Raw genomic sequence first — 26,354 nt, forward strand, 5'->3', positions numbered from 1 at the left:
AAAAGTGTGAATGAATTTCATTGTTTTAAGCGGAGCCGAAGCTTTACATTATACACGCTAAATAGCTAGGTTATTGTGTATGATGCTAAAATAAAACTTTTGAAAATTGATATGTGCTCTGCAAGCTATCTCAATCAAAATGAGGAATTTTAAACTAAAGTAAATAGGTTTATCTATCTCTAACACTGTATTATCGAGCGGCTTTATGAGGTAATCTTATAAAAAAGGCTAGGATAAGAAATTCTTTTTATATGGATTATGCTTCTATACCATGCTTTTGATTGAATGTAATTTTCTATTCATGCCCATTCTGTTTTCAATACTGAGATAGGTTAAACACATGATATTATGAGAACGCATGCCCAGAATCCGGAGACTTGTAATAGTTAGAGCATACAGTGGCTTAGAGAGCTGGTTATATGGAGGTATTTTACTGAATAAAGGCACAAGCTGGTACCTTTTTTATTTTTTAGCAGTATTGCCATACCTCTTGGCACTTGAGTTGGTTCATAAAGTGCATTTTTACTCTTTCCGCTAATAGTTTTATTTACACGACAGATATTTAATTGAATACGATGATGGCTCATATTTCGTATTGTATATGGAATAATGGATGATAAAATTCCCACCCCAACGCAAAGAGTAAATGTTGTGCGTAAGATGATCGTTTTTGAAGAGACTGATGATGTGTTAAGAAAGTTTTTTAGAGATTTTTCTTTCTGATTTTTTTAATTGAATACGTAAAATGTTTTACAGCATGTTATGATTTTTATCAGTAAAGGATAATTTGGCGGAAATGTTTGTAATGATACGTACAACATTGTTTAAAAGGAAAGACATTGGCTATAGTATTTACAGGAAGATGAGTAACCTAAGAGATCAGATGAAGTTATTTTAGAAAAGTTTTTAAGTGTTTTGAACTTTGTATGAAGTGGTTTATCATTTTTGAATGGTTTGTGTTATAATACGCTAAAAAAGGATGAGAGGATAAAAAGTTCTTTTTGCAATAAAAGCGTGTAATTGCTTTTAAGTTAAGAAGAAAATATATAAGTAAGATATTATATTTGATACCTCCTTCAGAGGAAGCATGAATAAATGAAATCAAATTTAAAAGCATAAAGTTAGAGAGAATAATGGGTAATATTTTTTCACCAACGCATTTAATTATAATTTTATTGATTATCTTTGTGCTTTTCGGTCGCGGTAAAATTTCTGAATTAATGGGCGATGTTGCTAAAGGAATTAAAGCCTTCAAAAAAAATATGAAAGAAGAAGATGATAGCATTGAGGATAAAGTTGAAATGGCTCCTACTTCCCAAATGATTGATGTAGAATCTCAACAATCTCAGCCGTTATCGGTAAAACATGCAACAGCGCGCAGAAAGGTTTCTTCTGCTTCTAAAAAAAGCAAAACATCTGTTGCTAAAAAACAGTAACAAAAACGCAATCATCATTGTGCAATATTTTTTGATGAGAAAGTCGAATTAAGAGATGTTTGGGATTGACGGACCAGAGTTTATCGTAATCTTACTTGTTCTCATCATTGTCGTTGGACCAAAAGATTTACCTAAAATATTAAAGACAGTAGCAAAGATAAGAGCGTATGTGTATTCAACAGCAAATGAACTTCGTCATCAGTTTGATGATGTAATAAAACAAATCGAGCGCGATAATTTGCAAAAAGTATGTTCGGATATTAGCGATTCAAGCAAGAAGTTGGCAGAAACTTTTGATCCCACTCAAAATATATTAGAGGATATCCACGATAATTGGGATGTTAAGGAAACACATCATAAATCAAAAAAAGATAAAGAAATTTTGGAATGTGATCAAAACGTAACCAATAAAGATACGACAGTATCTATTGCTTCTAAAGATAAAGAAGATATGTCATGAATGTTAAGAAAGATGAAGTTGATGCTAATATGGCTCCACTTTTAGAACATTTAATTGAACTTCGTCAGCGAATTATTTCTGCCTTGGTTGCATTTATGATCGCTTTTATGATGTGTTTTCTTGTTAAAGATTATATTTTAAATTTTTTACTATGGCCATATCAGTGGGCAATGAAAATAGCAGAGGGTAATCCTGAGGGGATTCGTTTACAATCAACGCAAGTATGGGAAACTTTTTTAACGAAGATGAAGCTTTCTGTTTTTGGGGGAATTATTTTATCTTTTCCCTATACGGCTTTTCAGTTTTATAGTTTTATTGCACCAGGGCTTTATAAAAATGAGCGGATGGCTTTTTTACCATTTCTCATTGGGGGGCCTATTTTATTTTGTATTGGGGGAGCGTTTGTTTATGGTCTATTAGCGCCAATAATACTATGGTTTAGCCTTTCTCAACAATTTCTTCCAGATGTTCATTTAAAAATAGAGTTTATAGTGCGTATTTCTGATTATTTGGGCTTTATGACATCGTTTATCCTAATTTTTGGTTTGATTTTTCAATTACCTCTTGTCATCAGTCTTTTAACAAAAATTGGATTTGTAACATCTCATGATTTGGCGTCTAAACGAAAATGGGCTATTTTGCTCTCTTTTATCATAGCGGCAATCATAACGCCGTCGGATTTTTTTACGATGTTTGCAGTGGCTTTACCAACGATAGCACTTTACGAGATTTCAATTTTAATTGCTTACAGTATAGAAAAGAGAAGAAAATCCGCTTAAGAAAAGTGTATAATCTTATGCGATAAGGAATGAATAAAAACAATATAAATGAGGAATTTTTATGCTTGATATTAAGTGGATTCGTGACAATCCTGAGAAATTAGATAAAGCACTCGTAAGTAGAGGTCTTGAGCCACAAGCTGAAAGGTTAATACAACTTGATCTTGCACGTCGGTCGTATATTGCTAAGGTGCAATTGGCGCAGGAACGTCGCAATGCTGTTTCAAAGGAAATAGGACAGGCTTTAGCGGTATCGGATCAGCAAATGGCTGAACGTCTTAGGGCTGAAGTTGAAGAGATTAAAGCTTTTCTTTCCTCTGCAACAGTGGAAGAAAAACAGCTGACGGAGAGTCTTGAGAAACTTCTTTCAGCACTTCCAAATATTCCATTAGATGATGTTCCAGAAGGTAAAGATGAAAGTGATAATGTCGTCATTCGACATTTTGGTACACCTCCAACATTTAATTTTACACCAAAGGAACATTTTGATCTTGGTCAAGATCTCAAACAGATGAATTTTGAACGAGCTAGTCGTTTGTCTGGAACACGTTTTACAGTACTTTCAGGGGCATTAGCACGGCTAGAACGAGCATTAGGCCAGTTTATGCTTGATGTGCATGTCAATGAGAATGGTTACACAGAAGTCTCAATACCTCTTCTTGTTCGTGATGAGATTGTTTACGGAGCAGCACAATTACCGAAATTTGCTGAAGACCTTTTTCGTACAACAGATGGTCGATGGCTTATTTCCACAGCAGAAGTGCCATTAACCAATTTGGTCAACGATGAAATTCTTGAAATATCAGATTTACCACTGCGATTTTCTTCTTTATCTCCCTGTTTTCGTTCAGAGGCGGGAGCAGCCGGTCGTGATACGCGCGGTATGTTGCGTCAGCATCAATTTTGGAAAGTTGAAATGGTCTCGATTACCAGTGAAGAGCAGTCTTTAATTGAATTGGAACGTATGACGGAATGTGCAGAAGATATATTAAAGCGGCTTGGTTTGCCTTTTCGCACAGTGGTTCTTTCTACGGGTGATATGGGGTTTGCAGCGCGTAAAACCTATGACATCGAGGTTTGGCTTCCTGGTCAAGAATGTTATCGTGAAATTTCTAGCTGTTCAGTTTGTGGAGATTTTCAAGGTCGCCGTATGAATGCGCGCTATCGTAAAGAAGGCGATAAAAAATTGCATTTTGTTCATAGCCTTAATGGTTCTGGTACGGCTGTTGGACGTTGTCTTATTGCCGTACTTGAAAATTATCAACAGGCTGATGGATCAATTATTATTCCAGATGTTTTACAACCTTATATGGGAGGCATGCGCTGTATTACTGCTTAATTTTACGAAAGGAGAGACAATATGCGTTTATTGCCAAGAGGTGATGATACACAGACGCAAGTTTTTGCCATTTTAAAAGAAGCAGTTTGTCAGTATGATAAAAGTGCACCTCCATTGGAGATTGAATGATACTATGGGGCAAAAGGGTATTTTACAATTTCGTGAGGAGTTAGCCGCTCTTGTACTGAAAATGCGTAGCAAAGGCATTGATGACGTGCGATTTTTTTCGGCATTAGAGAAAATTCCGCGTCAACAGTTTGTTGCTGCTCCTTGGTTCAATAGTGCTTATGATAATAAAGTTATTCCCCTTGAGTGTGGTGAATATATGGAACGTTTGGAAGAACAACTCTTAATTCTTTCGGCATTATCGTTGAAAAAAAGGCATCGTGTCTTAGAAATTGGTACAGGATCTGGTTTTTGTACTGCTCTTATGGCATGTCTGAGTGACCGTGTGACAACGATTGATCGTTATAAAACGCTTGTTGATTTAGCACGCCAAAAATTTCAAACTTTAGGAATTGAAAATATTGTTATACGGCAGATTGATGGAAGTCATAGCGTGACAGGCTTAGGATCATTTGATCGCATTCTTATTTGGCCATCACGTTTTGATGAACCAAAGGAATTTTTAGAACTTTTAGCTGAAAATGGAATTCTCATTCAGGCGATAGGACCTGACGAAGGGGTACAAACGGTGACGCGCTATACAAAAATTGGTAGTCGATTTGAGTGTTTAGAACTGTTCCAAGTGCGTTACCAACCTTTTATTAAAGGCATTGCGGAGATACTTTAATTTTTAAAAGCTAAGAAGTTTCTGCGAATTGTCTACGTTAAATTCATTTTGATCTTATATAAAGATATTTATGAATAAAACATCTCATTTTAACTCTTCGGTAATTTAAAAAAGCTTTAATGGAGTGAGTTGATTATTGATGAGTGAGCAAAACGATGTGTCTAAAAGCTTTGGATAATATTTTCCAGCATAATTTTCAGAGAATAACTTTGTTAGCGGTGGTAACTATTGTTGCTGGTTGTAGTTCTGGTACACAGCGTTTTTCCAATACGTTCTCTCATCGTACGGTATCATCTCAATCAAATATATCAAGCACTATGTATACAGACCCGCGAATGCTATCATACGGTAGTGGTATGATACAAAGCACTGAATTGCCACCTGTGGAATCAAGCGATGATTCGTGGGGAGATGATAATTCCCCCTATAATTTTCCACATCAAGATAGGATAACTTCTTCTGATGGTCGCGTTATGGGCTCCCCTCCACGTAATCTTGGAACACTTTCTCGTTCACAAATGGATAAATCTCCTATTTTTCGGCGGAATTCTTATATTGTCCAGAGCGGAGATACACTGCTCAGTATTGCACGACAAGTAGGGGTTAGTGTTGAGGCATTAAAATTAGCAAATGGTATAAACAGCAATTCCATTTATATCGGTCAGGTCCTTGTTGTTCCAAGCAGGCGTACATTAGCAGCTTCAAATGCACACAATAATAACGATTGGGCAGTGTCAACAACAGAATCTGCATCCCAATCTCAAGTGATGTCCTCTATAAAAAACAAGAAGTCCTCTCCTATATATAAAGCTCCTGTAACAACGCCACCCTCTGCAAAGATGAACAAATCAAGTTCTGAGAAAAATTTTTCTAAACAGATGACGCAATTGAAACATGAGACTGGTTTGTCAAGTACTGTTACGAATACAGATAATATGACGACTCCGCAAGCCACAGGAATTTCTAAGATGCGTTGGCCAGTACGAGGGCGTTTATTAAGCCAGTTCGGTCAAAAAAAGGGAACAGTAATGAATCGAGGAATAGATATTGCAGTGCCTGAAGGGTCTTCGGTAAAGGCGGCAGAAAATGGTGTGGTTATTTATGCGGGAGATGGACTAAAAGAGCTTGGTAATGTTGTGATGATTCGACATGAAAATGATATTATCACTATTTATGGATGTAATAGTAAGCTTGTTGTTAACAAAGGACAAAGGATAAGACGCGGTGATGAGATTGCTAAATCTGGTGTTTCAGGAAATGTTAAAACGCCACGTGTCTATTTTGAGATGCGTAAGAATTCATTACCTGTTGATCCCCTTAAATATTTAGAAAACTAATTTATTGATGACGTTTACATTTGAATAGTCTTACAGTTTATAGAAAATTCATGAAAAACAATTGATTTTCTTAAATTAATAACATTGCAGCAAAAAATCATTGGTTTTAGAAAAGTAGTTCGTTGGGGTCGTTAGATATTACCATCTTTGTATTTATGAAAGTGTAAGACAATAGTATCATACTATTTGTCAGCTTTGAGTGTTCCAATTGCTCTTGCATTTGAGAGAAGCATGAAAAAGATATTTTCACGCCTTTCTTAAAAAGTTTTTATCTACAGGCTCATTTAATATGTGTGACGTGCAAGAAAATCGTTTTGATTAATTCAGAAGGTTTGAAATGAGAGCGTTTTATTGTATTTAGATCTGTCATTTGATATCAAAAACGATAAATTATCTATATAAATTAAGTTTGTTCATTAGAAAAATTATCTTGTATAATTTATTGAGTTAGTGAAAAGATTTGTATTGTAGGATATACAATAGGGGAAAGTGAATCTATTTTTTAAGATTTTTCTCATTGTATTTTGGTATTCTGCCTCTTAAGGATTTATTGTATTTTTGTAAAGCTGTGATTAGATTATGTAGTTATTGCTTTTTATGATAAATTCTTTAGGAATTTTTTCTGTATCGGAATTTCATTTTAATAGAGTGGGAAATACCTGAGGTTTAACTATAGGAGATAAAAATGTTTATTACGAACGCTTATGCTCAAGTTGCAGGCGATGTTTCCGGTGGAATTTCATTTGCTAGCGCTGTCCCATTCATTTTAATTTTTGCAATTATGTATTTTTTTATGATTCGTCCACAGCGTGCCCAAATGAAAAAACGCCAAGAAATGCTTAATGCAGTACGTCGTGGTGATACAGTTATAACGGGTGGTGGTATTATCGGCAAGGTTACGAAGGTTCACGACGAGAGTGGTGAATTAGAGGTTGAAATTGGTGAGAGTATGAATATTCGTGTTATTCGCTCAACATTAGCTGATGTGCGCGTTAAAGGTGAGCCGGTTGCAGAAAAAAAATCAAAACTTAATGCTAAAGCAAAAAGACCACAAAAGTCTAAATCTAAAACGACAACGAAAGAAGATATGAGTATCTCTGAAGAGAAAAAAGCTATATCAAAGGAAAATGCATCTTAAGGTGTAATGGCAGTTTATTACATTTTTTAAGCATTTTTATAAAAAGCTTGGCAAGATCAAGACAATTTCATTGAAAAAGAGGCTTTTATAGTGGCTACAGAAAATGGAGTTTTTGTTTTCTTTAGATTATTAAAATAGTTGTTTTATTTATAGAATATTACGCAATTTTTTTCTGTTTTTTAAACAAGATCATTGTTTTTATAAAAAGCAATTTGTGAGTAAATAAGCTGAGGAAACTTTTTAAAAGATAGATTTATTTAAGCAGGTATAGCATTTTACCGCGGTTTATTCCCAAATTTTCATATATTTGTTGTATGAGAAGATTAGGGCATTATATAAAAATTTTTACTTCAATACTAGGCTATGTTTAACATATCAATGTTTATATCAGCCTTATTTTAATTTTTATGATGAGAAGAAGCAAAGACAATTGGATTATTCAAAAATAAAAGGTGCATATTCATGTTCGATGCAATTCAAATTCGTGAAGCACATTTTCCAAGTCGCGCACCTATTGATGCTTATGGAAATGGTGGGTTTCGTTTTGCTGATATGTCTCATAGAGGTTCTATTATTTGTGTACCATCAGGTATTTATGGCATTGAGATGGCAGGGCCTGTTCCCACTCAAAGGGATATATCTCGTATTTTAGAAGAAGCTTCTGAAATCGAAGTTTTATTAATAGGTACTGGAATTGAATTATTACGATTACCTGAAGAGTTACGGGTGCTTTTATGGGAAAAACGTATTTCATCAGATACAATGAGTACGGGAGCGGCGGTGCGTACATTTAATGTTTTATTGGCTGAAGATCGCGCTGTTGCGGCGTTATTATTTGCGGTAGAATAGAGTATTGTTTAATAAAACAAAGGCTCTGGTCTAGCATGAAAGACTTGTGTGATTATTTTCTGCGCTGTAAAATACTGTCGTTTAAGGCGGTGATATAAGGGTATAGAATATACATAACTTAACACATTAAGTGTTTTTTAAATACAGCAGCAAGTATTCAGGACAAAGTTTGCTCATAGTTCCTAATGAATCACATGAGTGATCAGCTCTTGGCACTTAAGACGGTTCATAAGAGGCATTTTAATTCTTTCTTATACAGTTTTTACCTACAAGCCAGTTCCGCTTGTGACGTGCAAGGGAATAGTTTTTATTGATGTAACATGGAATTGGTTTGAAATGAAAGTATATCTACGATATTTGGGATTCTAATTTAACATACAAAACACAAAATTATCATTATAAATCAATGCGTTTATAGTAACAGAAACGTACCGAGAGCAATTGGATTTTTTACAAATTGGTGTTGGTAAGAGCCTTTGTCTTTTAGGATGGGGAGGAGGTCAATGATTTGATGAAGTTTTTGTGATCAGTGCATTTTTTATAAAATAACATTGTCATCTATCCACTGAAAAAGTGTCTTGCATTGTTTGTTGTTCAAGTTTTACTATGCATGTTACGATTGGTTTTTAGCTTTTTTATTGCAAATGAAAACTTGAAGTCCGATAAGATAAGTTTTATCAGAAAAATTATTTATTTAATTTTTTTCTTTCTAAAACGAAAAGGGATTAGAAAAGAAATTTTAATTCATAATACAGTTAAGAGACACATTTAAAAATCTTATTTTCTGAACTGTATTTGCTTATCCTTCATTTTTTAATATGAATAAAAAGAGGGTATTAATTTAATTGCTAAAAAAGGGACGTTAATAGGTTCATAGAATGATAGGCTCTCTTCCTTATTGTCTTGATATTTTACGTACCATAGATCGTGATCGCTATATATCGGTTTTATTTGCACCTAAAAAAAAGCGCCAAGCATTGGCTGCTCTTTATGTATTTAATGCTGAAGTTTCTCGTATCCGCGAAAGTGTACATGACCCACTCATAGGAGAAATACGGTTACGTTGGTGGTATGATGCTATTGCTCATGGTGAAATGCAAACGAGTGGAAACAATCCGATTTTGAATGATTTATTAAAAGCAATCACTCTTTTTAATTTACCTAAGACAGCTTTTTTACGTTATTGTGATGCGCAAATTTTAGATCTTTATCACAATCCAATAGAAACACTTCATGATCTAGAGCATTATTGTGGTGAGACAGCAGGCATAATTTTACAGCTTTCTTGTCAGATATTAGATCCTGAAACTGCACAAGAGTTTACAGATATCTATGAACATGGAGGGATTTCTCAAGGATTAAGCGGTGTATTGCGTCTTTTATCATTCATGCAATCACGATATCAATATTATTTACCCACTGATATATTAAAGGCTGTAGGAGTGAATAGGGAAGATTTGGAATCTCATCGTCTCAGCGATCAACAAAAGGGTTGTATTGTTGAAGCTATGGTAGCATTATCGCGCGATCATTATACCCAATTTTACGAGTATTCTTGTACTTTACCTAGAGTTCTTAAGCCAGCTTTTCTTCCATTGGTCATTGTACCAGCTTCTCTTCAAAAAGCTATACAGCTGGGGGCAGCAATTTTTCAAGAGAGTGCAACTTTGCCATTGATGTATCGCTATTGGTTGATAACAAGGGCAGCAATAAGCGGCAATTTTCCAAAGATATTGTAAAAAAATATTACTACGTTGGAATGCGTAACATGTAGACTGATTTTTTCATATGAAGATAAAAGGAGCTATTGTGATTCCAAACCATTTTTTTGTTATAAAAAATGTTGATGTTTTGGTTGTTATGAACGCAAAAGAATAAGAAATTTTATGATCTTGAAAATACGCTGTATTTCTTCATCAGTAATATGTTTTATTCAGAGTATTGGATGGGTGAGATGCAGAGAAAGAAAAACATGAGATAAATCTTAATACATTGGTTTGTTTGAAGAAGAACTTTTAAGTACTCTGAATGTATTGATTGTATCTCATTTGCAAATGAAATGAAATTTCTATTTTATGAGAGAAGTTATCTTAGCAGTCTATAAGTCTATAAAAAACTCTTATTTTTGAGAAATTATAACATCATAATTGATGACTGTTATGATTGATGAATATATTGATTTATAATGATAATACGTTTTTTCTTATATTGAATGAGAGTCTTGAATAGAAAAAGATTTCTCCATTTTTATAATGAATTTTAAAAATAGTTTTTTTATCTATTATAAGTTGGATGTGTAAATGAAATCATTTAAGGAAGAAGCAATACGCTCCCTATGAATGAATATTAAGAGTAGCAATATAATGAGCTATGAATGAATGACGATAGGGATGATGTTTATAGCTTAATGGGCGGCAACCTTTACGACCTTTGGATGGATAATGTTTTTTAATGCATTGCAAAAACGATTCTACATTCCATTGACTATTTTCTCGCAAATCCATACATGCACTGTTTTGCGAGAAAATGAATCATTATACAAACGCTGATCCTAAGATATGCAGACAAGAAATCCGTCTTACCTCTTCAACTATAGACGAAGAGCTGATGAAAACTTTATCAATAAGTTCTTAAAATTATGCACAATCTTTTTATTGGAGAGCGTTAAAGATCTGATTATAATTTGTGCTATTAATTTCCAAAGGATGTTCTTTATTGGCAACTTGTAGCATTTCTAGCTTGAGATCTTCTCTTATCATCATATCTATATTGGCGCGGACCTCAGTTGAAAGATTATGAGACGTGATATCTTTAGGCATGGTTACAGTCTTTATTTGATAAATGATACGGTTTGTTGCAACCGGACCTTTTATGATGCCATAATGACCTTTGGGAGCGGAAAATAATGCTTTAATGCCTTCAACGCCAAGGGTTTCAGATGAGTCTTGACGCCGGAGGGTTGGTGTTGTTTGTTTTGTAACACCAAGGGTATGAGCAAGAGCAACAAGACTTTTTCCTTCCGTGAGCTGTTTGAGAGCATTTTGGGCTTTTTCATCAAGAAGACGTTGGATTTCCTCATTTTTCCATTGAGAAAGAACATCTAGCTTAGCCTCTTCAAGTGTCTTATCACGGGAAGGAATAATTTTATCGACCTTGTACCAGAGATATCCACCATTTTGAAAAGAGAGAGGATCAAGATCGACTCCTTCGTTTGATTGATAGATGGCATTCAGTAAAATATCTTTTTGAGGTAAATCCGTGAGTATTGCACCTTCAAGCGTTTTTCCCGTTTTATCAATAGTAATTGTGCGCAAAGATAACTTGTATTGGTCAGCTAACTCTTTGAGAGAAGCACCCTCAAAACGAGCATTTTCAATGGCAGCATAATTGTTACGGATATCATCAGTAGCACGATTTTTGGCAAGTATTTGGCGAATATTTTCTTCTACACTTTCAAAAGGAAGAGAGCTTGAAGGTTCAATATGCGTAACGCGAATGAGAACAGGTCCCTGTAAGTCATTTATCACAGGACTGACTTGGCCTTGTTGAAGTTCAAAAATTTCAGATGTCAGATGATTAGGAAGTTCGTTTTCTGCGAGAGGACCTTTTTTTATGTCATTAAGAGTCTTTTTTTCAGCTTTTACCAGTTCATCAAAACTCAATCCATCAGCTATTTTTTTTGCTGCATTATCGGCTTCTTCGCGTGAGGGGAATCGCAGTTCTTCGAATGTACGCTTTTCAGGCGTTACAAAACGTGAAGCATTTTGTGTATAATAGGCTTTCGCCTCATCTGTTGAGATATCTTTAGGTTTTACAAAATCATTAAGTTCCATAGATAGCAAAGAGACAGTACGGTATTCTGGAGCACGAAATTGACTTTGATGTGTTTCAAACCATTTTTGTAATGTTTCGTAATCAGGATCAGCAATTGTTTTCTTTTCTTTTAGATCAATAACGAGATAATCAGCAATACGCATTTCTCCTTGATAAAGAGCAAGTGCTTTATAAAAGAGGTTTGGTGCCTTCATATCAGAAAGTAAAGCAGCAATAAGCTGATTACGCTTTTCTTGTTTGGTGTAATAATTAAGAAAAGCACTTTCACTAATACGTAAATGCTGAAGATAGTTATAAAACAAGTTTTTATCAAAAGTGCCATTTACCTGGAACATCTTATCAGAACCAATCGTATGAGCTATTGTATCTTTTGAAAGACTTATTTTCATTTTACGTGCTTGTTCATCAAGCAGTACATTTTGTTGTAATTGATTAAATACAAAAGCAGGAATTTGGTATTGCTGCATTTCATTTGTTGTAAACATTCGTCCAAGATGAGCAGCATATGCTAAACGTGCGCTTTGATCGGCGAGTGCAAGACGATAATCATCGACAGTTACTGTGGACTTTCCAGAAGTAATAAGATCTCTTTCACTTTTTTTGTGTAACTGCGGTACCCCCCATAAAAGAATGAAGCATAAGAGTAAAATAGCAAGGAAAATTCTAAAAATCCAAGAATTTGTAGCATTTCTTATGATGTCAAGCATTGTTCAAGTCCATTTTTAATGTGAGTTATTATCAAAGCTGTAATGGAATTTGCAATAAAGAGATGAAAGATGCAAGCTTTAAAGACTTGCTTTCATTTTATAATTTGGTAACTACAGATAAACAATGTATTGTAAAAGCTCTTGAGGTGAAAATATGTCTCAAAATATTCGGCCTTTTCTTGCTGGAAATTGGAAAATGAATGGAACGAGTGAATCGCTTGGAGAGTTGCGTGCTATTGCTACAGGCGTTAGCTCTGATCTAGGTCATCTATTTGAAGCCCTAATTTGTGTTCCAGCAACGCTTTTATCGCGTGCTTCTAATACGCTGAATGGTGAAAATCTCCTTTTAGGAGGACAAAATTGTCACTTTGATGATCATGGTCCTTATACTGGAGATATTTCAGCTTTTATGCTTAAAGAAGCGGGAGCAAGTCATGTTATTATTGGGCATTCAGAACGTCGTACAGTGTACCAGGAAAATGATGCGATTGTCTGTGCCAAAGTGCAAGCTGCGTGGCGAGCAGGTCTTGTGGCTCTTGTATGTATTGGTGAAACATTGGAGGAGCGTAATAATAATAAAGTACTGGATATTCTCACGCAGCAGCTTGAAGAATCTCTCCCAGATGATGCAACAGCAGAGAATACCATTATCGCTTATGAACCAGTTTGGGCAATAGGCACCGGCAATACAGCGACTCCAGAAGATATTGCAAAAGTACATCATTTCATTCGTGATAGGGTGCGCTCTCGTTTTGGTGATGAAGGCAATAAGATACGTTTGCTTTATGGTGGATCCGTAAAACCATCCAATGCATTTGAGCTTTTAAGCATTGCTCATGTTAATGGTGCTTTGATAGGTGGAGCAAGCTTAAAAGCGATTGATTTTTTAACTATTTGCGATGTTTGTCGTAAACTATAGCAGAGAAATTTGAGTTTCCCCTTGGATTGTGCGTTATTTATGTGTAAATAGCTATTAAAGAGTTATTTGAAGAGCAGGGTTTATGCAAACAGTACTTATAGTTATTCATTTTTTGATTGTGATTACTTTGGTTGGTGTTATATTAATTCAACCTTCAGAAGGTGGTGGGCTAGGTGTGAGTAATAGCTCAGGGTTGATGAAAACTCGTGGATCTCGAAACCCTTTAACACGTTTGACTGCTATTTTAGCCTGTTGTTTTTTTGTTGTGTCTATTGGACTTACCGTGGTGAGTAATATATCAAATTCTAGTTCTGATATCTTAAAGCGTATACCGGTTAATTCAGAACAGAATTCTACCAATAAAGACTCAGGATCAGTCCCATCGTCAGATGGTGAGTCTTCCCCTTCTATTCTTGAACAGCTAGGAGGCACTTCGAATTCTTCGCAGGAACAGAAACAGTCCACAAATCCTGAAGCAGAAAGTCCAGTTCCTCAGGTTCTTGAAAATACAGTTCCCGATAACAGTACAAAATAGTTTTTTAAGAAAACATAGACTTTTTAAAAAAGGTGATTTTTTTCGCCTTTTTTATTTTAGAAGAAAAATTGTTTCTTTTTGCATTTTTTGCTGGAAAAATCATTATAAATTGCTTATCACCATAAGCCCATGGCACGTTATGTTTTTATTACTGGTGGTGTGGTTTCTTCCCTTGGAAAAGGCATCGCAGCGGCGGCGTTAGCAGCGTTATTACAGGCTCGTGGCTATCGCGTACGTCTTCGCAAACTTGATCCTTATTTAAATGTTGATCCAGGTACGATGTCACCTTATCAACATGGTGAAGTATTTGTGACCGATGATGGTGCAGAAACGGATCTTGATCTTGGTCATTATGAGCGTTTTACTGGGCGTTCTGCAAATAGCCAAGATAATATTACAACAGGGCGTATTTATCGCAATATCATTGAACGAGAGCGGCGTGGTGATTATTTGGGGGCAACAGTCCAAGTTATCCCTCATGTTACAGATGAAATTAAGAGATTCATTACGATGGGAAATGAAGAATTTGATTTTGTTTTGTGTGAGATAGGTGGAACGGTTGGTGATATTGAAGCAATGCCTTTTCTAGAAGCGATTCGTCAGCTTCGCAATGAGCTACCGAGACAAAATGTCGTTTATGTCCATCTCACATTAATGCCTTATATTCCTTCAGCAGGTGAATTAAAAACGAAACCAACACAACATTCTGTCAAAGAATTGCAAGCAGTTGGTATTTCTCCTGATATTTTGCTTGTACGTGCAGATCGATCTATTCCAGAAACAGAACGGTGCAAATTATCACTTTTTTGCAATGTTCGCTCCAATGCAGTCATTCAGGCATTAGATATGCCAACAATTTATGATGTTCCTATGGCATACCATAAGGAGGGTTTGGACTCTGAAGTTCTTTGCGCTTTTGGAATCGATTCGGCACCTTCCCCCAAGATGGATCGTTGGGAAGATATTACGCATCGTATTCACCATCCTGAAGGAGAAGTTACGATTGCTGTTGTGGGAAAATATACGGGCTTAAAGGATGCTTATAAATCTCTTATTGAAGCGATTGCGCATGGTGGTTTAGCGAATAGAGTGAAGGTTAATATTGAGTGGATTGATTCGGAGCTTTTTGAAAAAGAAGATTCTGTTTCAGCTTTACAAAAAGCCCATGGAATTTTGGTTCCAGGTGCTTTTGGGGCACGAGGGGCAGAAGGGAAGATTCGAGCAATTCAATTTGCGCGAGAGCGTAAAGTTCCATTTTTAGGGATTTGTTTTGGGATGCAATTAGCTTGTATAGAAGCTGCGCGCAATATTGCACAGATTGAGAATGCTTCATCAAGTGAGTTTTGTGAAACAGACAATCCAATTGTAGGTTTAATGACAGAATGGCTTAAAGGAGACGTTCTTGAAAAACGTACAAGAAATGGTGATCTCGGCGGTTCAATGCGCCTTGGTGCTTTTGCTGCTGAATTAAAAGAAGAGAGTCATATTGCTCAAATTTATGGGGTGACCAAGATTGTCGAGCGACATCGTCATCGTTATGAGGTCAATATTGATTATAAGGATAAGTTAGAACAGTGTGGTTTGATTTTTTCTGGGATGTCTCCTGATGGTATTTTACCAGAAACGATAGAATATGTAGATCATCCATGGTTTATTGGTGTTCAATATCATCCAGAATTAAAATCCCGTCCTTTTGATCCACATCCGCTTTTTTCTTCTTTTATTGAAGCTGCTGTAGAACAAAGTCGATTAGTTTAATGCATAAATTGGGTTACTTTGCTTTTGAGGGATAAAATGACTAAACCAAATGCCCGTGTGAAAGTTGGAAATATGATTTTTTCAAATGAAATGCCTCTTTCATTAATTGCAGGGCCGTGTCAGATGGAAAGTCGTGATCATGCTTTTGAAATGGCTGGTCGTATTAAAACAATTACCGATCAGCTTGGTATCGGGTTTGTTTATAAATCAAGTTACGATAAAGCCAACAGAACCTCTTTGGGGGCGGCACGTGGTATTGGTCTTGAAAAAGCAATGTCCATTTTTTCTGATTTAAAAAAAGAGTTTAATTGTCCCATATTAACTGATGTGCATACAGAAGAGCAATGTACAATTGTTTCTTCTACAGTTGATATTTTACAAATACCGGCTTTTTTATGTCGTCAAACAGATCTTTTGGTAGCAGCCGCCAAAACAGAATGTGTTATTAACATTAAAAAAGGTCAGTTTTTAGCGCCGTGGGACATGGAGAATGTTTTAAAAAAGGTTGTTTACAGTGGTAATCCGAATGTTATGCTTTGTGAGCGAGGCACGTCATTTGGTTACAACCGACTTATTTCTGATATGCGTTCGTTGCCTATTTTACGTTCATTTGGTGCTCCTGTTATTTTTGATGCAACGCATTCTGTTCAAGAACCTGGGGGGCAGGGGGCTTCATCTGGTGGGCAGCGTCAATTTGTTGAAATTTTAGCGCGTGCAGCTGTTTCTGTTGGGGTAGCTGGTATTTTTTTAGAAACACATCAAGATCCAGATAATGCACCTTCTGATGGACCCAATATGGTTAAAGTTGATGATTTACAAAGATTGCTTGAGACTTTAATGGAATTTGATTATCTGTCAAAAAAGTTGAGTTGAGAAGAGAAAAAATATTTCATTAATAGGGCTTTATAAATGAATCGAGACTTTTATTGGATAAGGAAACACATATGACTATAATTGTCGATATCATTGGGCGTGAAGTTCTTGATAGCCGTGGTAATCCAACGGTAGAAGTTGATGTTCATTTGGAGAATGGAGCTTTTGGTCGCGCTCTGGTTCCTTCGGGAGCTTCAACAGGAGCACACGAGGCTATAGAGCTTCGTGATGGTGGTTTGCGCTATCAAGGGAAAGGTGTTGAAAAAGCGGTTGCTGCAGTTAATGGCGAAATTCTTGAAGAACTTGGTGGGCGGGATGCAACAAATCAAATTGCTATTGATCAAGCAATGATTGCTTTGGATGGAACGCCAAACAAAGCCCGTCTTGGTGCCAATGCACTTCTTGGTGTTTCATTAGCTGTTGCAAAAGCAGCTGCGGATTCATTAAATTTACCTTTGTATCGTTATATTGGTGGTACACAAGCGCATATTCTTCCAACCCCCATGATGAATATTATTAATGGTGGTGTTCATGCTGATAATTTGATTGATTTTCAAGAGTTTATGATTATTCCTATAGGAGCTCCTACTGTAAAAGAAGCTATCCGTTATGGCGCTGAGATTTTCCATGCATTGAAAAAGCGTTTAAAAGATGCGGGTTATAATACCAATGTTGGTGATGAAGGTGGTTTTGCACCTCAATTTAAAAGTGCTGATCAAGCAATTGATTTTATTATGGAATCTATCATGATATGTGGCTATAAACCAGGTGAACAAATTGCCATTGGTTTAGACTGTGCTTCAACCGAATTTTATAAAAATGGTTCGTATTTTTATAAAGGTGAGGGGAAATGCCGAGACACCCAAGAGCAGGTAGATTATTTAGCGCATCTTGTGAAAAATTATCCTATTATTACAATTGAAGATGGAATGGCAGAGGATGATTGGGAAGGTTGGAAGCTACTTACTGACACAATTGGAGAAAAATGTCAGCTTGTTGGCGATGATTTGTTTGTAACGAATTCAGCACGTTTGCGTGATGGTATCAAAATGGGGGTAGGCAATTCTATTCTCATAAAAGTTAATCAAATTGGTACATTGAGTGAAACACTTGATGCTGTAGAAGTAGCGCATAAAGCAGGTTATCGTGCCATTATATCTCATCGTTCAGGCGAAACAGAGGATTCTTTCATTGCAGATCTTGCGGTTGCAACGAATTGTGGACAAATTAAAACAGGTTCTCTTGCTCGTTCGGATAGATTAGCAAAATACAATCAACTTATTCGTATTGAAGAAATGCTAGGAGCCCAAGCGCATTATGCTGGTGATTTATATCGTGTATAGTTGTGAGCACAAAATATGAAAGTATAAGATCATTTAGATTATGAAATTGATATTTCTTATCAAAGGCATATACGCAATAATTTTTAAGTGTTTAAATTTATAGGGATTAAGATGAGAGGTATAATTATTAGTCAAGATCAAGGAAATTATCTCGTTTCGGGTGATGATGGTAAACGTTATCAGTTTGCGACTTGGGATTGGTTGGGAAAGAATCCACCAAGGATTGGTAATGCTGTTGATTTTGTCTGTGAAGGAGGTGTTGTCAGTTCTGTTTTCCCATTGTTGAGACCAGGTACAGAGAACACAAAGATAATGTTCGCACTGCTTTGTTGGGTTGCAGGTATCTTTGGTGTTCATCGCTTTATGGTTGGGAGAGTTCGGACGGGTACTTTAATGCTCGTTTTATCTTTATCATTGTTTGGATTGATGATTACCGGTATTTGGGCGATTGTTGATTTTATACTCATTATTGCTGGAAAATTTACGGATAAAGATGGGAATCAGATTACAGATTTGTGAAAAATTTACAATAAAAAGAAAATAATAAAGTTTACTTTTTATTTCGATCAATATATTAAGTTGCAATAATGCAAGATTATTGTACTCTATTTCTTTAATGTGAGATATTAAGAGAAATATGCACAGTTGAATAAAAGTATTGAAAAAGACTGTGCTATTTTATGTGGGTAAATCAACTAAGGTTGTTTTGTATTGCTGCTTATAGCAGCAGAAAGCGTTAGATCATTGGGGGGCAAAACTATTTTAATTTCATGTTTATCACGGCTGCTACAAATTTTATTTACGCCGTGAGGTTAATCAGCATATTATAAAAAGAAATAGTTTCTTTATGAATAACACATAAGGAGCAGCTTTATAGGTGGGCAAGGATGAAGGGTAAAATTATTGGTCAAGATCAAGGAGTTTATCTCGTTTCGGGAGGTGATGATAAGCGTTATCAATTTGAGGATTGGAATTGGTTAGGAAAAAAACCGCCGAGTATAGGGGATATTGTTGATTTTGTATATGAAGATAATGTTGTTAAATCTGTTCTCCCTCTCTTAAGTCAAAAAGAATCAGAGCAATCAAGATTAGGTCTGGCAGTTATTTGTTTTTTTTTGGGATGGTTGGGTATTCACCGCTTTATGGCTGGTAAAATTGGAACGGGTATCGTAATGCTTCTCATAAATGTAACAGGTATAGGAATTCTTATCAATATACTGTGGTCATTTATTGATTTTATAGTTATTTTATCTGGATATTTTAGAGATGCAGATGGCAATAAAATTACCAAGTTATAGCAACTCGACAAAATTTTAATATAAACAAATAATTTTATTTATATTTATCAATATATTAATTTAATAATGTAAGTTATTTTATTCTATGTCTTTAATGTTAAATATTAAATAAAATTATGAATATTTAAATAAAAATATTGAAAAAGAATGTACTATTTCATATAAAAAGCAAAAGTACAAATCGAACAGCGTGCTTTGTATTGCCACTTATAAATGCGGGAATTTTAAGTTGTTGGGGGATTTTAAGCTTTTTAAAATGTCGTATATCACGGTGAGTACAGATCGTATTCATGCCGTGAGGTTTATCCAACATATTATCATATTAGAAGAAAAGCTTCTTTATGCATAACAATTTTATAGGTGGTGAAGATGAAAGGTAAAATTATTAGTCAGGATCAAGGAAATTATTTCGTTTCAGGTGGTGATGGTAAGCGTTATCAGTTCTTGAGTAGGAATTGGTCAGGAAAAAAGCCACCAAAGGTTGGTGATATGGTTGATTTTGTCTGTGAAGGGGATACCATTAAGTCTGTTTTTCCTATCTTGTCAGCAGGGCAGCCACAACAATCAAAAATGTTGTTAGCGATCGTTTGCATGTGTTTTGGTGCATTGGGGATTCATCGTTTTATGGTTGGTAAAATTATAACAGGCATTGTAATGCTTCTTATAACTATACTAAGTACAATAGGTCTACTATTTATGGGGATAGGGCTTATAGGGATTATTTTTATAATTATACCTTGGGTATTGATTGATTTTATCCTTATTTTAACAGGAAATTTGGGGAAAAAATCTACAAATTAGAGGATATCCAATATTTGTAATAGAAAAAGTGGGGCATTCAACTTACTTTGATTGTCTTAAGGGGGGGGAATTGAACATAATAAGATTATTTAGTGTAGATTTGGTAATGAGGTATTAATCAAAATCGTGCATAGTTGGGCTGATTATTAAGAAATTTGTGCTGTAAAGACTGTGCTATTTTATGTGGACAAAGCAGAAACGTCGATCAATCAAAGTACGCTTTGTACTACCTCTTATGACGGTGGGAGTCTTAAGCTATTTCAGTTATCACATTTATCATGGTGAGTATGGATTGTATTCACGCAGTGAAGTTAATCAGCATATTAGCGAATTAGAAAAGGAGCTTCATAAAATAGAAGCTGAGCGGATATTCATGGAAAAGCGTATTTCTCTTTTACGCAATGGGCATATAGAAAAAGATATGTTGGATGAGTATGTCCGAAAGAATTTGAACTTTTCTAAGCCAAATGAATTGACAATCTTAATACCTTGAAATGATACCAAAGGTAAATGAAAAATCGCTTAATTTAAACAACAATCAGCAATGATATTGTTTAAGCCGATTGATAAGGCTTGTAACTTTTGTTCGTAAAGGTTATTCCTAAATAATCATAAAAGGGAGTTTAATATGGCAGAACGACTTAAAAAAAATTCTGCGTCGGCGGCGCGCACTGCATTATCAAGCACCACAAAGAAAGCACCAATAGCAGATTTTACAAAAGAAGAAGAAATTGATGCTTATCGTGAAATGCTTTTAATTCGCCGTTTTGAAGAAAAAGCAGGACAACTTTATGGTATGGGGCTTATTGGGGGATTTTGTCACCTTTATATTGGTCAGGAAGCCGTTGTTATAGGAACATTGAAAGCGGCAAAAGAAGGTGATCAGGTTATTACGTCTTACCGTGATCATGGACATATGTTAGCGGTTGGGATGAGTCCGCGTGGTGTCATGGCAGAATTAACGGGGCGCCAAGGTGGCTTTTCCAAAGGGAAAGGTGGCTCGATGCATATGTTCTCTAAAGAAAAGAACTTTTATGGAGGACATGGTATTGTTGGTGCGCAGGTTCCCATTGGTTCAGGTTTGGCATTTTCGAATCAATATCTTGGTAAAGATAATGTGACATTGGTTTATTTTGGTGATGGTGCTGCAAATCAGGGGCAGGTTTACGAGAGTTTTAATATGGCTTCACTTTGGAAGCTTCCCGTTGTTTATATTATTGAAAACAATCAGTATGCTATGGGAACATCAGTTTCACGTGCATCTGCAGAAACTGATTTTTCCCGACGCGGTCTTTCTTTTGAAATTCCAGGTATTGTTGTTGACGGTATGGATGTTCGATCAGTAAAAGGAGCTGCTGATGAAGCAATTTCTTGGGCACGCTCAGGTAAAGGACCGATCATTCTTGATATGCAGACCTATCGCTATCGTGGTCATTCCATGTCTGATCCAGCAAAATATCGTTCCAAGGAAGAAGTCCAAAAAATAAAAGAGGAGCACGATCCGATTGATCAAGTAAAAAGTCGGATTCTTAAAAAAAATTGGGCGAGCGAAGACGATTTAAAATCTGTTGAGAAAGAGGTCCGTGCAATTGTTGCTGATGCGGTAGATTTTGCACAAAGTGATCAAGAGCCAGATGCTTCTGAGCTCTATACTGATATTTTAGTTTGATGCGAGGGAAGCAAGTATGTCTATTGATATTTTGATGCCGGCGCTTTCACCAACTATGGAAGAAGGTAAACTGTCTAAATGGCTCAAGAAAGAAGGTGATAAGGTTAGCTCTGGCGATGTTATTGCTGAAATTGAAACGGATAAGGCTACAATGGAAGTAGAGGCCGTTGATGAAGGTACTCTTGGTAAAATTTTTGTGCCTGAAGGTTCAGAAGGCGTAAGGGTTAACACTGTTATTGCAATTTTGTTAGAAGAAGGTGAGCGTGCTGAGGATATTTCGCAACCTACTGATACAGCACAAAAACCTAAGGAATCTGCTCTTTCTCTACCTTTGTCAGTTCCGCAGGCTGCTCCTACTTTTGATACATCTCTTAATTTTGATATTCCAGCGGGAACACAAATGGTTACAATGACAGTTCGTGAAGCGCTTAATCAGGCTTTGGCTGAAGAAATGCGGCGTGATGAAACAGTTTTTCTTATGGGGGAAGAAGTCGCGCAATATCAAGGTGCCTATAAGGTTAGTCAGGGTTTGTTGGAAGAGTTCGGGGAACGCCGAGTTATTGATACCCCAATTACAGAGCACGGCTTTGCTGGGCTGGCTGTTGGGGCTGCTTTTGGTGGGTTACGTCCTATTGTCGAGTTTATGACCTTTAATTTTGCGATGCAGGCGATGGACCAAATTATTAACTCAGCAGCCAAGACACGTTATATGTCTGGTGGACAAATGACCGCTCCTATGGTTTTCCGAGGTCCCAATGGTGCGGCTGCCCGTGTTGGTGCTCAACATTCTCAATGTTATGCAGCATGGTATAGTCATATACCAGGTCTGAAAGTTGTTATGCCTTATAGCGCTGCAGATGCAAAAGGTTTGCTGAAAGCTGCTATTCGTGATGATAATCCTGTTGTTTTCCTTGAAAATGAGATTTTGTACGGGCATCAATTTGATGTTCCTCAACTCGATGATTTTGTTTTACCTATTGGTAAGGCGCGTATTCATAAGTCTGGACAAGATGTGACAATTGTTGCATGTGGAATTGGGATGCATTATGCTGTTCAAGCGTTACCAGAAATTGAAAAACTTGGTATTGATGTTGAATTGATTGATTTACGAACCATTCGCCCGATGGATCTTCCAACAATTCTTTCGTCAGTTAAAAAAACAGGTCGTTTGGTAACAATTGAAGAGGGATTTCCTCAGTCATCTGTGGGAACTGAAATAGCAACCCGTGTTATGCAGCAGGCTTTTGACTATCTTGATGCGCCAATTGCTACGATTTCTGGTAAAGATGTTCCGATGCCTTATGCCGCTAATCTTGAGAAGTTGGCTTTGCCTAATACTGCTGAAATTATTGAGGCCGTTAAGGCTGTGACATACAGAGCATAACGGAGGAAAGCATAATGCCCATTAAAATTACAATGCCAGCGCTTTCCCCTACGATGGAAGAGGGAAATTTAACAAAATGGAATATTAAGGAGGGAGATAAGGTTTCCTCTGGTGATGTTATTGCTGAAATTGAGACGGATAAAGCGACAATGGAAGTCGAAGCCGTTGATGAAGGTAGGGTTGCTAAAATTGTTGTTCCTGCTGGAACACAAGGCGTTAAAGTAAATGCTTTAATTGTTGTTTTAGCAGAAGAAGGTGAAGATTTAGCTGAAGCTGCAAAAGTTACAGAAGAAATCTCTTCTTCTACAAGACAAGAATCAGAGGGCATCAAACAGACAGATTCTCTGAAACAGACGGACTCAAAGGGAATAAAAATGTCTCATGAATCATCAACTGGGCAATTAATACAGCAAGATAAAAAGGAAGCTCGTCTTTTTGCCTCTCCCTTAGCGCGGCGATTAGCATCTCAGGCAGGTCTTGATTTATCCCTTATTTCTGGAAGTGGTCCGCATGGGCGCATTATTAAGCGCGATGTAGAAAAAGCTGTGAGCAGCGATATGTCTAAAGTGTCTTATTCATCATCGATAGGGGAGCTAATAGCTACAGGTGCTTCGGACAAACAGATATTGAAACTCTTCAAAGAGGATGAATATAGCTTCGCTCCCCATAATAATATGCGTAAAACAATCGCGACACGTTTGGTGGAATCAAAACAGAGAGTCCCACATTTCTATGTAACGGTAGATTGTGAACTTGATGCGCTATTAGCACTGCGTACACAACTAAATGCTGCTGCTCCAATGGTTAAGGGGCAGGAAGAAACTCAGCCTACTTATAAGCTTTCTGTTAATGATATGGTGATCAAAGCTGTTGCACTTTCTTTGAAAGCGGTTCCTGATGCGAATGTTTCTTGGCTTGAAGGCGGGATGCTTCATCATAAACATTGTGATGTTGGGGTTGCTGTTTCTATTCCCAATGGATTAATTACACCGATTATTCGCCATGCAGAGAAAAAGCCGTTATCACTTATTTCCAAAGAGATGAAGGATTTTGCAAAGCGTGCGCGCGAGGGCAAGTTAAAAATGGAAGAATATCAGGGTGGAACAACAGCTGTATCAAATATGGGGATGTATGGTATAAAAAGTTTTTCGGCTATTCTTAATCCACCGCATGCGACGATTTTTGCGATTGGTGCAGGGGAGCAACGCGCCGTTGTTAAAAATGGTGCATTAGTTGTTGCGACAGTTATGTCAGTTACGCTTTCTGCGGATCATCGTGCTGTCGATGGTGCTTTAGCAGCAGAGCTCGCGCGGACTTTTAAGAAGATGATTGAAAATCCATTAGCAATGTTGGTTTGAACTGTTTAACAGTTCTTCACGTAAATTGTGAGAGAGTGTATTTAAGAGAATAGAAACAAATTTAAAGAGTTTAAAGAGCAGAGGTATTGCTATTTCTGGTTTGGGTAAAGCATTTACGTGAAGCTTAAAGCAAAGACATAAGATAATTCTCTCATATTGTTTTACAGTCTTAAGTTCAAAAAATGCATATCCATTTTATATATATCCATGGAGGAATTACTGTGGCAAATCTTTATGATGTAATTGTGATTGGATCAGGTCCAGGCGGATATGTAACCGCAATTCGTGCAGCACAATGTGGCTTTAAGACTGCGATTGTTGAACGTGAACATTTGGGAGGGATCTGTTTAAATTGGGGATGTATTCCAACAAAGGCCCTTCTACGTTCAGCGGAAATGAAACATTTTGCTGAACATGCGACAAATTATGGATTAAAAATTAATGGTTCAATTGAGGCAAACATCAAAGATGTTGTGGCACGTTCACGGGGTGTTTCAGCACGTTTAAATGCTGGTGTTGGTTTTTTAATGAAAAAAAACAAAATTGATATTATCTGGGGTGAAGCAAAGCTTACTAAAGAAGCAAAGGGAAGCCTTCCTGCGGAAATTATGGTTTTTTCATCCTCCAAACCGATTATGCAACCGCAAAATCCAGTCCCTAAAGGGACGTTAGGGGAGGGAACTTATCAAGCAAAGCATATCATTATTGCAACGGGCGCACGTCCTCGTGTCCTTCCTGGTATTGAGCCAGATGGAAAACTCATTTGGACTTATTTTGAAGCTATGATACCGCCAGCAATGCCAAAATCGCTTTTGGTTATAGGGTCTGGGGCTATTGGCATTGAATTTGCTTCTTTTTATCATGATATGGGGGCGACAGTAACTGTTGTTGAAATGATGCCCCATATCATGCCTGCTGAAGATATTGAAATTTCAACGTTTGCTCGTAAACAGTTAGAGAAAAAAGGTTTACGCATTCTTCGTCAAGCAAAAGTAACAAAGGTTGAAAAATCTTCCGATTCTGTAAGTGTACATATTGATGTTCAAGGTAAAATAGAGTCAATGACTGTTGACCGGTTGATTTCCGCTGTTGGGGTGCAAGGTAATATTGAGAATCTTGGTTTAGAAGCTTTGGGAATAAAAACCGATCGCGGCTGCATTGTAACTGATGAATGGAGTTGGACGGGGGTGGAAGGTATTTATGCTATTGGTGATGTAGCAGGCCCTCCTATGTTGGCCCATAAAGCAGAAGAAGAAGGTGTGATATGTATTGAGCATCTTGCAGGTTTGAAAAGCGCTCATCCACTTGATAAAAGAAAAATTCCAGGGTGTACATATTGTACACCACAGGTTGCCTCTGTAGGGCTTTCAGAAGCGGCAGCAAAAGAAGCAGGTTATGATATACGTATTGGTCGTTATTCTTTTGCTGCGAATGGTAAGGCGATTGCTTTGGGTGAAGATCAGGGGTTAGTAAAAACGATTTTTGATAAAAAAACAGGACAGCTTCTCGGGGCCCATATGGTAGGGGCTGAGGTAACAGAATTGATACAGGGTTTTGTTATTGCTATGAATCTTGAAACAACAGAAGAAGAATTAATGCATACTGTCTTTCCACATCCGACCTTATCGGAAATGATGAAAGAAAGTGTATTAGATGCTTATGGTCAAGTTTTAAACGCTTGATGACTGGATTGTATGAAAAATTTTATATTTTTGATTGTTACTTCGTATTTATAAGGCAAAGG

23 protein-coding genes are annotated in these 26,354 nt (G+C 36.6%); 22 read left to right on the plus strand and 1 reads right to left on the minus strand.

The genetic code is table 11. The features are described 5' to 3' along the window. Nucleotides 1-1,133 precede the first annotated feature (1,133 nt). The 9 genes from tatA to ACFIL3_RS00980 all read left to right on the plus strand — a co-directional run bounded on the left by tatA (nt 1,134) and on the right by ACFIL3_RS00980 (nt 9,870). Nucleotides 1,134-1,436, plus strand: a complete 303-nt coding sequence (gene tatA, locus ACFIL3_RS00940) for a twin-arginine translocase TatA/TatE family subunit (RefSeq protein WP_375612915.1) — start codon at nt 1,134-1,136, stop codon at nt 1,434-1,436. A gap of 55 nt (nt 1,437-1,491) precedes the next feature. Then, on the plus strand, nt 1,492-1,896 hold the full coding sequence (locus ACFIL3_RS00945) for a twin-arginine translocase subunit TatB (protein WP_375638106.1): 405 nt from the start codon (nt 1,492-1,494) through the stop codon (nt 1,894-1,896). Further along, entirely contained in the window at nt 1,893-2,675 is a 783-nt protein-coding gene (gene tatC, locus ACFIL3_RS00950; protein WP_375612913.1) for a twin-arginine translocase subunit TatC, read from the plus strand. The genes ACFIL3_RS00945 and tatC overlap by 4 nt, the downstream gene beginning before the upstream one ends. 61 nt (nt 2,676-2,736) lie before the next feature. After that, complete coding sequence (serS, locus tag ACFIL3_RS00955) at nt 2,737-4,014, plus strand: serine--tRNA ligase (protein WP_375612912.1); 1,278 nt, start codon at nt 2,737-2,739, stop codon at nt 4,012-4,014. Nucleotides 4,015-4,147: 133 nt separating this feature from the next. Beyond that, nucleotides 4,148-4,807: a protein-L-isoaspartate(D-aspartate) O-methyltransferase gene (locus tag ACFIL3_RS00960; protein WP_273791164.1), complete on the plus strand. Its 660-nt coding sequence runs from the start codon at nt 4,148-4,150 to the stop codon at nt 4,805-4,807. 155 nt (nt 4,808-4,962) lie between these two features. Further along, nucleotides 4,963-6,144, plus strand: a complete 1,182-nt coding sequence (locus ACFIL3_RS00965) for a peptidoglycan DD-metalloendopeptidase family protein (protein WP_375611257.1) — start codon at nt 4,963-4,965, stop codon at nt 6,142-6,144. Between the two features lie 685 nt (nt 6,145-6,829). Next, complete coding sequence (gene yajC, locus ACFIL3_RS00970; RefSeq protein WP_375681768.1) at nt 6,830-7,282, plus strand: preprotein translocase subunit YajC; 453 nt, start codon at nt 6,830-6,832, stop codon at nt 7,280-7,282. Between the two features lie 462 nt (nt 7,283-7,744). After that, nucleotides 7,745-8,131 carry an Mth938-like domain-containing protein gene (locus tag ACFIL3_RS00975; protein ID WP_375611259.1) on the plus strand — a complete coding sequence of 129 codons (387 nt, stop codon included), beginning with the start codon at nt 7,745-7,747 and terminating at the stop codon, nt 8,129-8,131. An 878-nt stretch (nt 8,132-9,009) separates the two neighbouring features. After that, the gene (locus tag ACFIL3_RS00980; RefSeq protein ID WP_375611260.1) at nt 9,010-9,870 is read left to right on the plus strand and encodes a phytoene/squalene synthase family protein; all 861 of its coding nucleotides are present in this window, start codon (nt 9,010-9,012) and stop codon (nt 9,868-9,870) included. Nucleotides 9,871-10,782: 912 nt separating this feature from the next. On the opposite strand, the gene ACFIL3_RS00985 is transcribed toward ACFIL3_RS00980, so the two are convergent. Continuing rightward, nucleotides 10,783-12,672, minus strand: a complete 1,890-nt coding sequence (locus ACFIL3_RS00985) for a peptidyl-prolyl cis-trans isomerase (protein WP_375631766.1) — start codon at nt 12,670-12,672, stop codon at nt 10,783-10,785. Between the two features lie 154 nt (nt 12,673-12,826). On the opposite strand from ACFIL3_RS00985, the gene tpiA reads away from it, so the two are divergent. The 13 genes from tpiA (at nt 12,827) to lpdA (ending at nt 26,292) form a co-directional block, all read left to right on the plus strand. Then, entirely contained in the window at nt 12,827-13,591 is a 765-nt protein-coding gene (gene tpiA / locus ACFIL3_RS00990; RefSeq protein ID WP_375612907.1) for a triose-phosphate isomerase, read from the plus strand. 82 nt (nt 13,592-13,673) lie between these two features. Next, a complete protein-coding gene (gene secG / locus ACFIL3_RS00995) occupies nt 13,674-14,126 on the plus strand; it encodes a preprotein translocase subunit SecG (RefSeq protein WP_375612906.1) in 453 nt (150 codons plus the stop codon). Between the two features lie 129 nt (nt 14,127-14,255). After that, nucleotides 14,256-15,884 (plus strand): CTP synthase, encoded by a 1,629-nt coding sequence (locus tag ACFIL3_RS01000; protein WP_375611264.1) that lies wholly within the window; start codon nt 14,256-14,258, stop codon nt 15,882-15,884. Between the two features lie 36 nt (nt 15,885-15,920). Then, complete coding sequence (gene kdsA / locus ACFIL3_RS01005) at nt 15,921-16,757, plus strand: 3-deoxy-8-phosphooctulonate synthase (RefSeq protein WP_273791141.1); 837 nt, start codon at nt 15,921-15,923, stop codon at nt 16,755-16,757. Between the two features lie 71 nt (nt 16,758-16,828). Beyond that, complete coding sequence (gene eno, locus ACFIL3_RS01010) at nt 16,829-18,100, plus strand: phosphopyruvate hydratase (RefSeq protein WP_375681769.1); 1,272 nt, start codon at nt 16,829-16,831, stop codon at nt 18,098-18,100. Nucleotides 18,101-18,211: 111 nt separating this feature from the next. Further along, nucleotides 18,212-18,619 (plus strand): TM2 domain-containing protein, encoded by a 408-nt coding sequence (locus tag ACFIL3_RS01015; RefSeq protein WP_375638115.1) that lies wholly within the window; start codon nt 18,212-18,214, stop codon nt 18,617-18,619. 368 nt (nt 18,620-18,987) lie between these two features. Continuing rightward, nucleotides 18,988-19,398 (plus strand): TM2 domain-containing protein, encoded by a 411-nt coding sequence (locus ACFIL3_RS01020; RefSeq protein WP_375620764.1) that lies wholly within the window; start codon nt 18,988-18,990, stop codon nt 19,396-19,398. A 369-nt stretch (nt 19,399-19,767) separates the two neighbouring features. Next, the gene (locus tag ACFIL3_RS01025) at nt 19,768-20,199 is read left to right on the plus strand and encodes a hypothetical protein (RefSeq protein WP_375622161.1); all 432 of its coding nucleotides are present in this window, start codon (nt 19,768-19,770) and stop codon (nt 20,197-20,199) included. 181 nt (nt 20,200-20,380) lie between these two features. After that, entirely contained in the window at nt 20,381-20,692 is a 312-nt protein-coding gene (locus ACFIL3_RS01030; protein WP_012754998.1) for a septum formation initiator family protein, read from the plus strand. Between the two features lie 135 nt (nt 20,693-20,827). Beyond that, entirely contained in the window at nt 20,828-21,868 is a 1,041-nt protein-coding gene (gene pdhA / locus ACFIL3_RS01035) for a pyruvate dehydrogenase (acetyl-transferring) E1 component subunit alpha (protein WP_375611269.1), read from the plus strand. A gap of 16 nt (nt 21,869-21,884) precedes the next feature. Continuing rightward, the gene (locus ACFIL3_RS01040; protein ID WP_375681770.1) at nt 21,885-23,252 is read left to right on the plus strand and encodes a pyruvate dehydrogenase complex E1 component subunit beta; all 1,368 of its coding nucleotides are present in this window, start codon (nt 21,885-21,887) and stop codon (nt 23,250-23,252) included. A 14-nt stretch (nt 23,253-23,266) separates the two neighbouring features. Next, nucleotides 23,267-24,610, plus strand: coding sequence for a pyruvate dehydrogenase complex dihydrolipoamide acetyltransferase (locus tag ACFIL3_RS01045; protein WP_375681771.1), 1,344 nt, complete (start codon nt 23,267-23,269; stop codon nt 24,608-24,610). Between the two features lie 221 nt (nt 24,611-24,831). Continuing rightward, nucleotides 24,832-26,292, plus strand: a complete 1,461-nt coding sequence (gene lpdA / locus ACFIL3_RS01050) for a dihydrolipoyl dehydrogenase (protein ID WP_375612898.1) — start codon at nt 24,832-24,834, stop codon at nt 26,290-26,292. The last annotated feature ends 62 nt before the right edge of the window (nt 26,293-26,354 follow it).

Origin of the sequence: Bartonella sp. CE47NXGY (assembly GCF_042195415.1) — a bacterium.
Lineage (GTDB): Bacteria > Pseudomonadota > Alphaproteobacteria > Rhizobiales > Rhizobiaceae > Bartonella.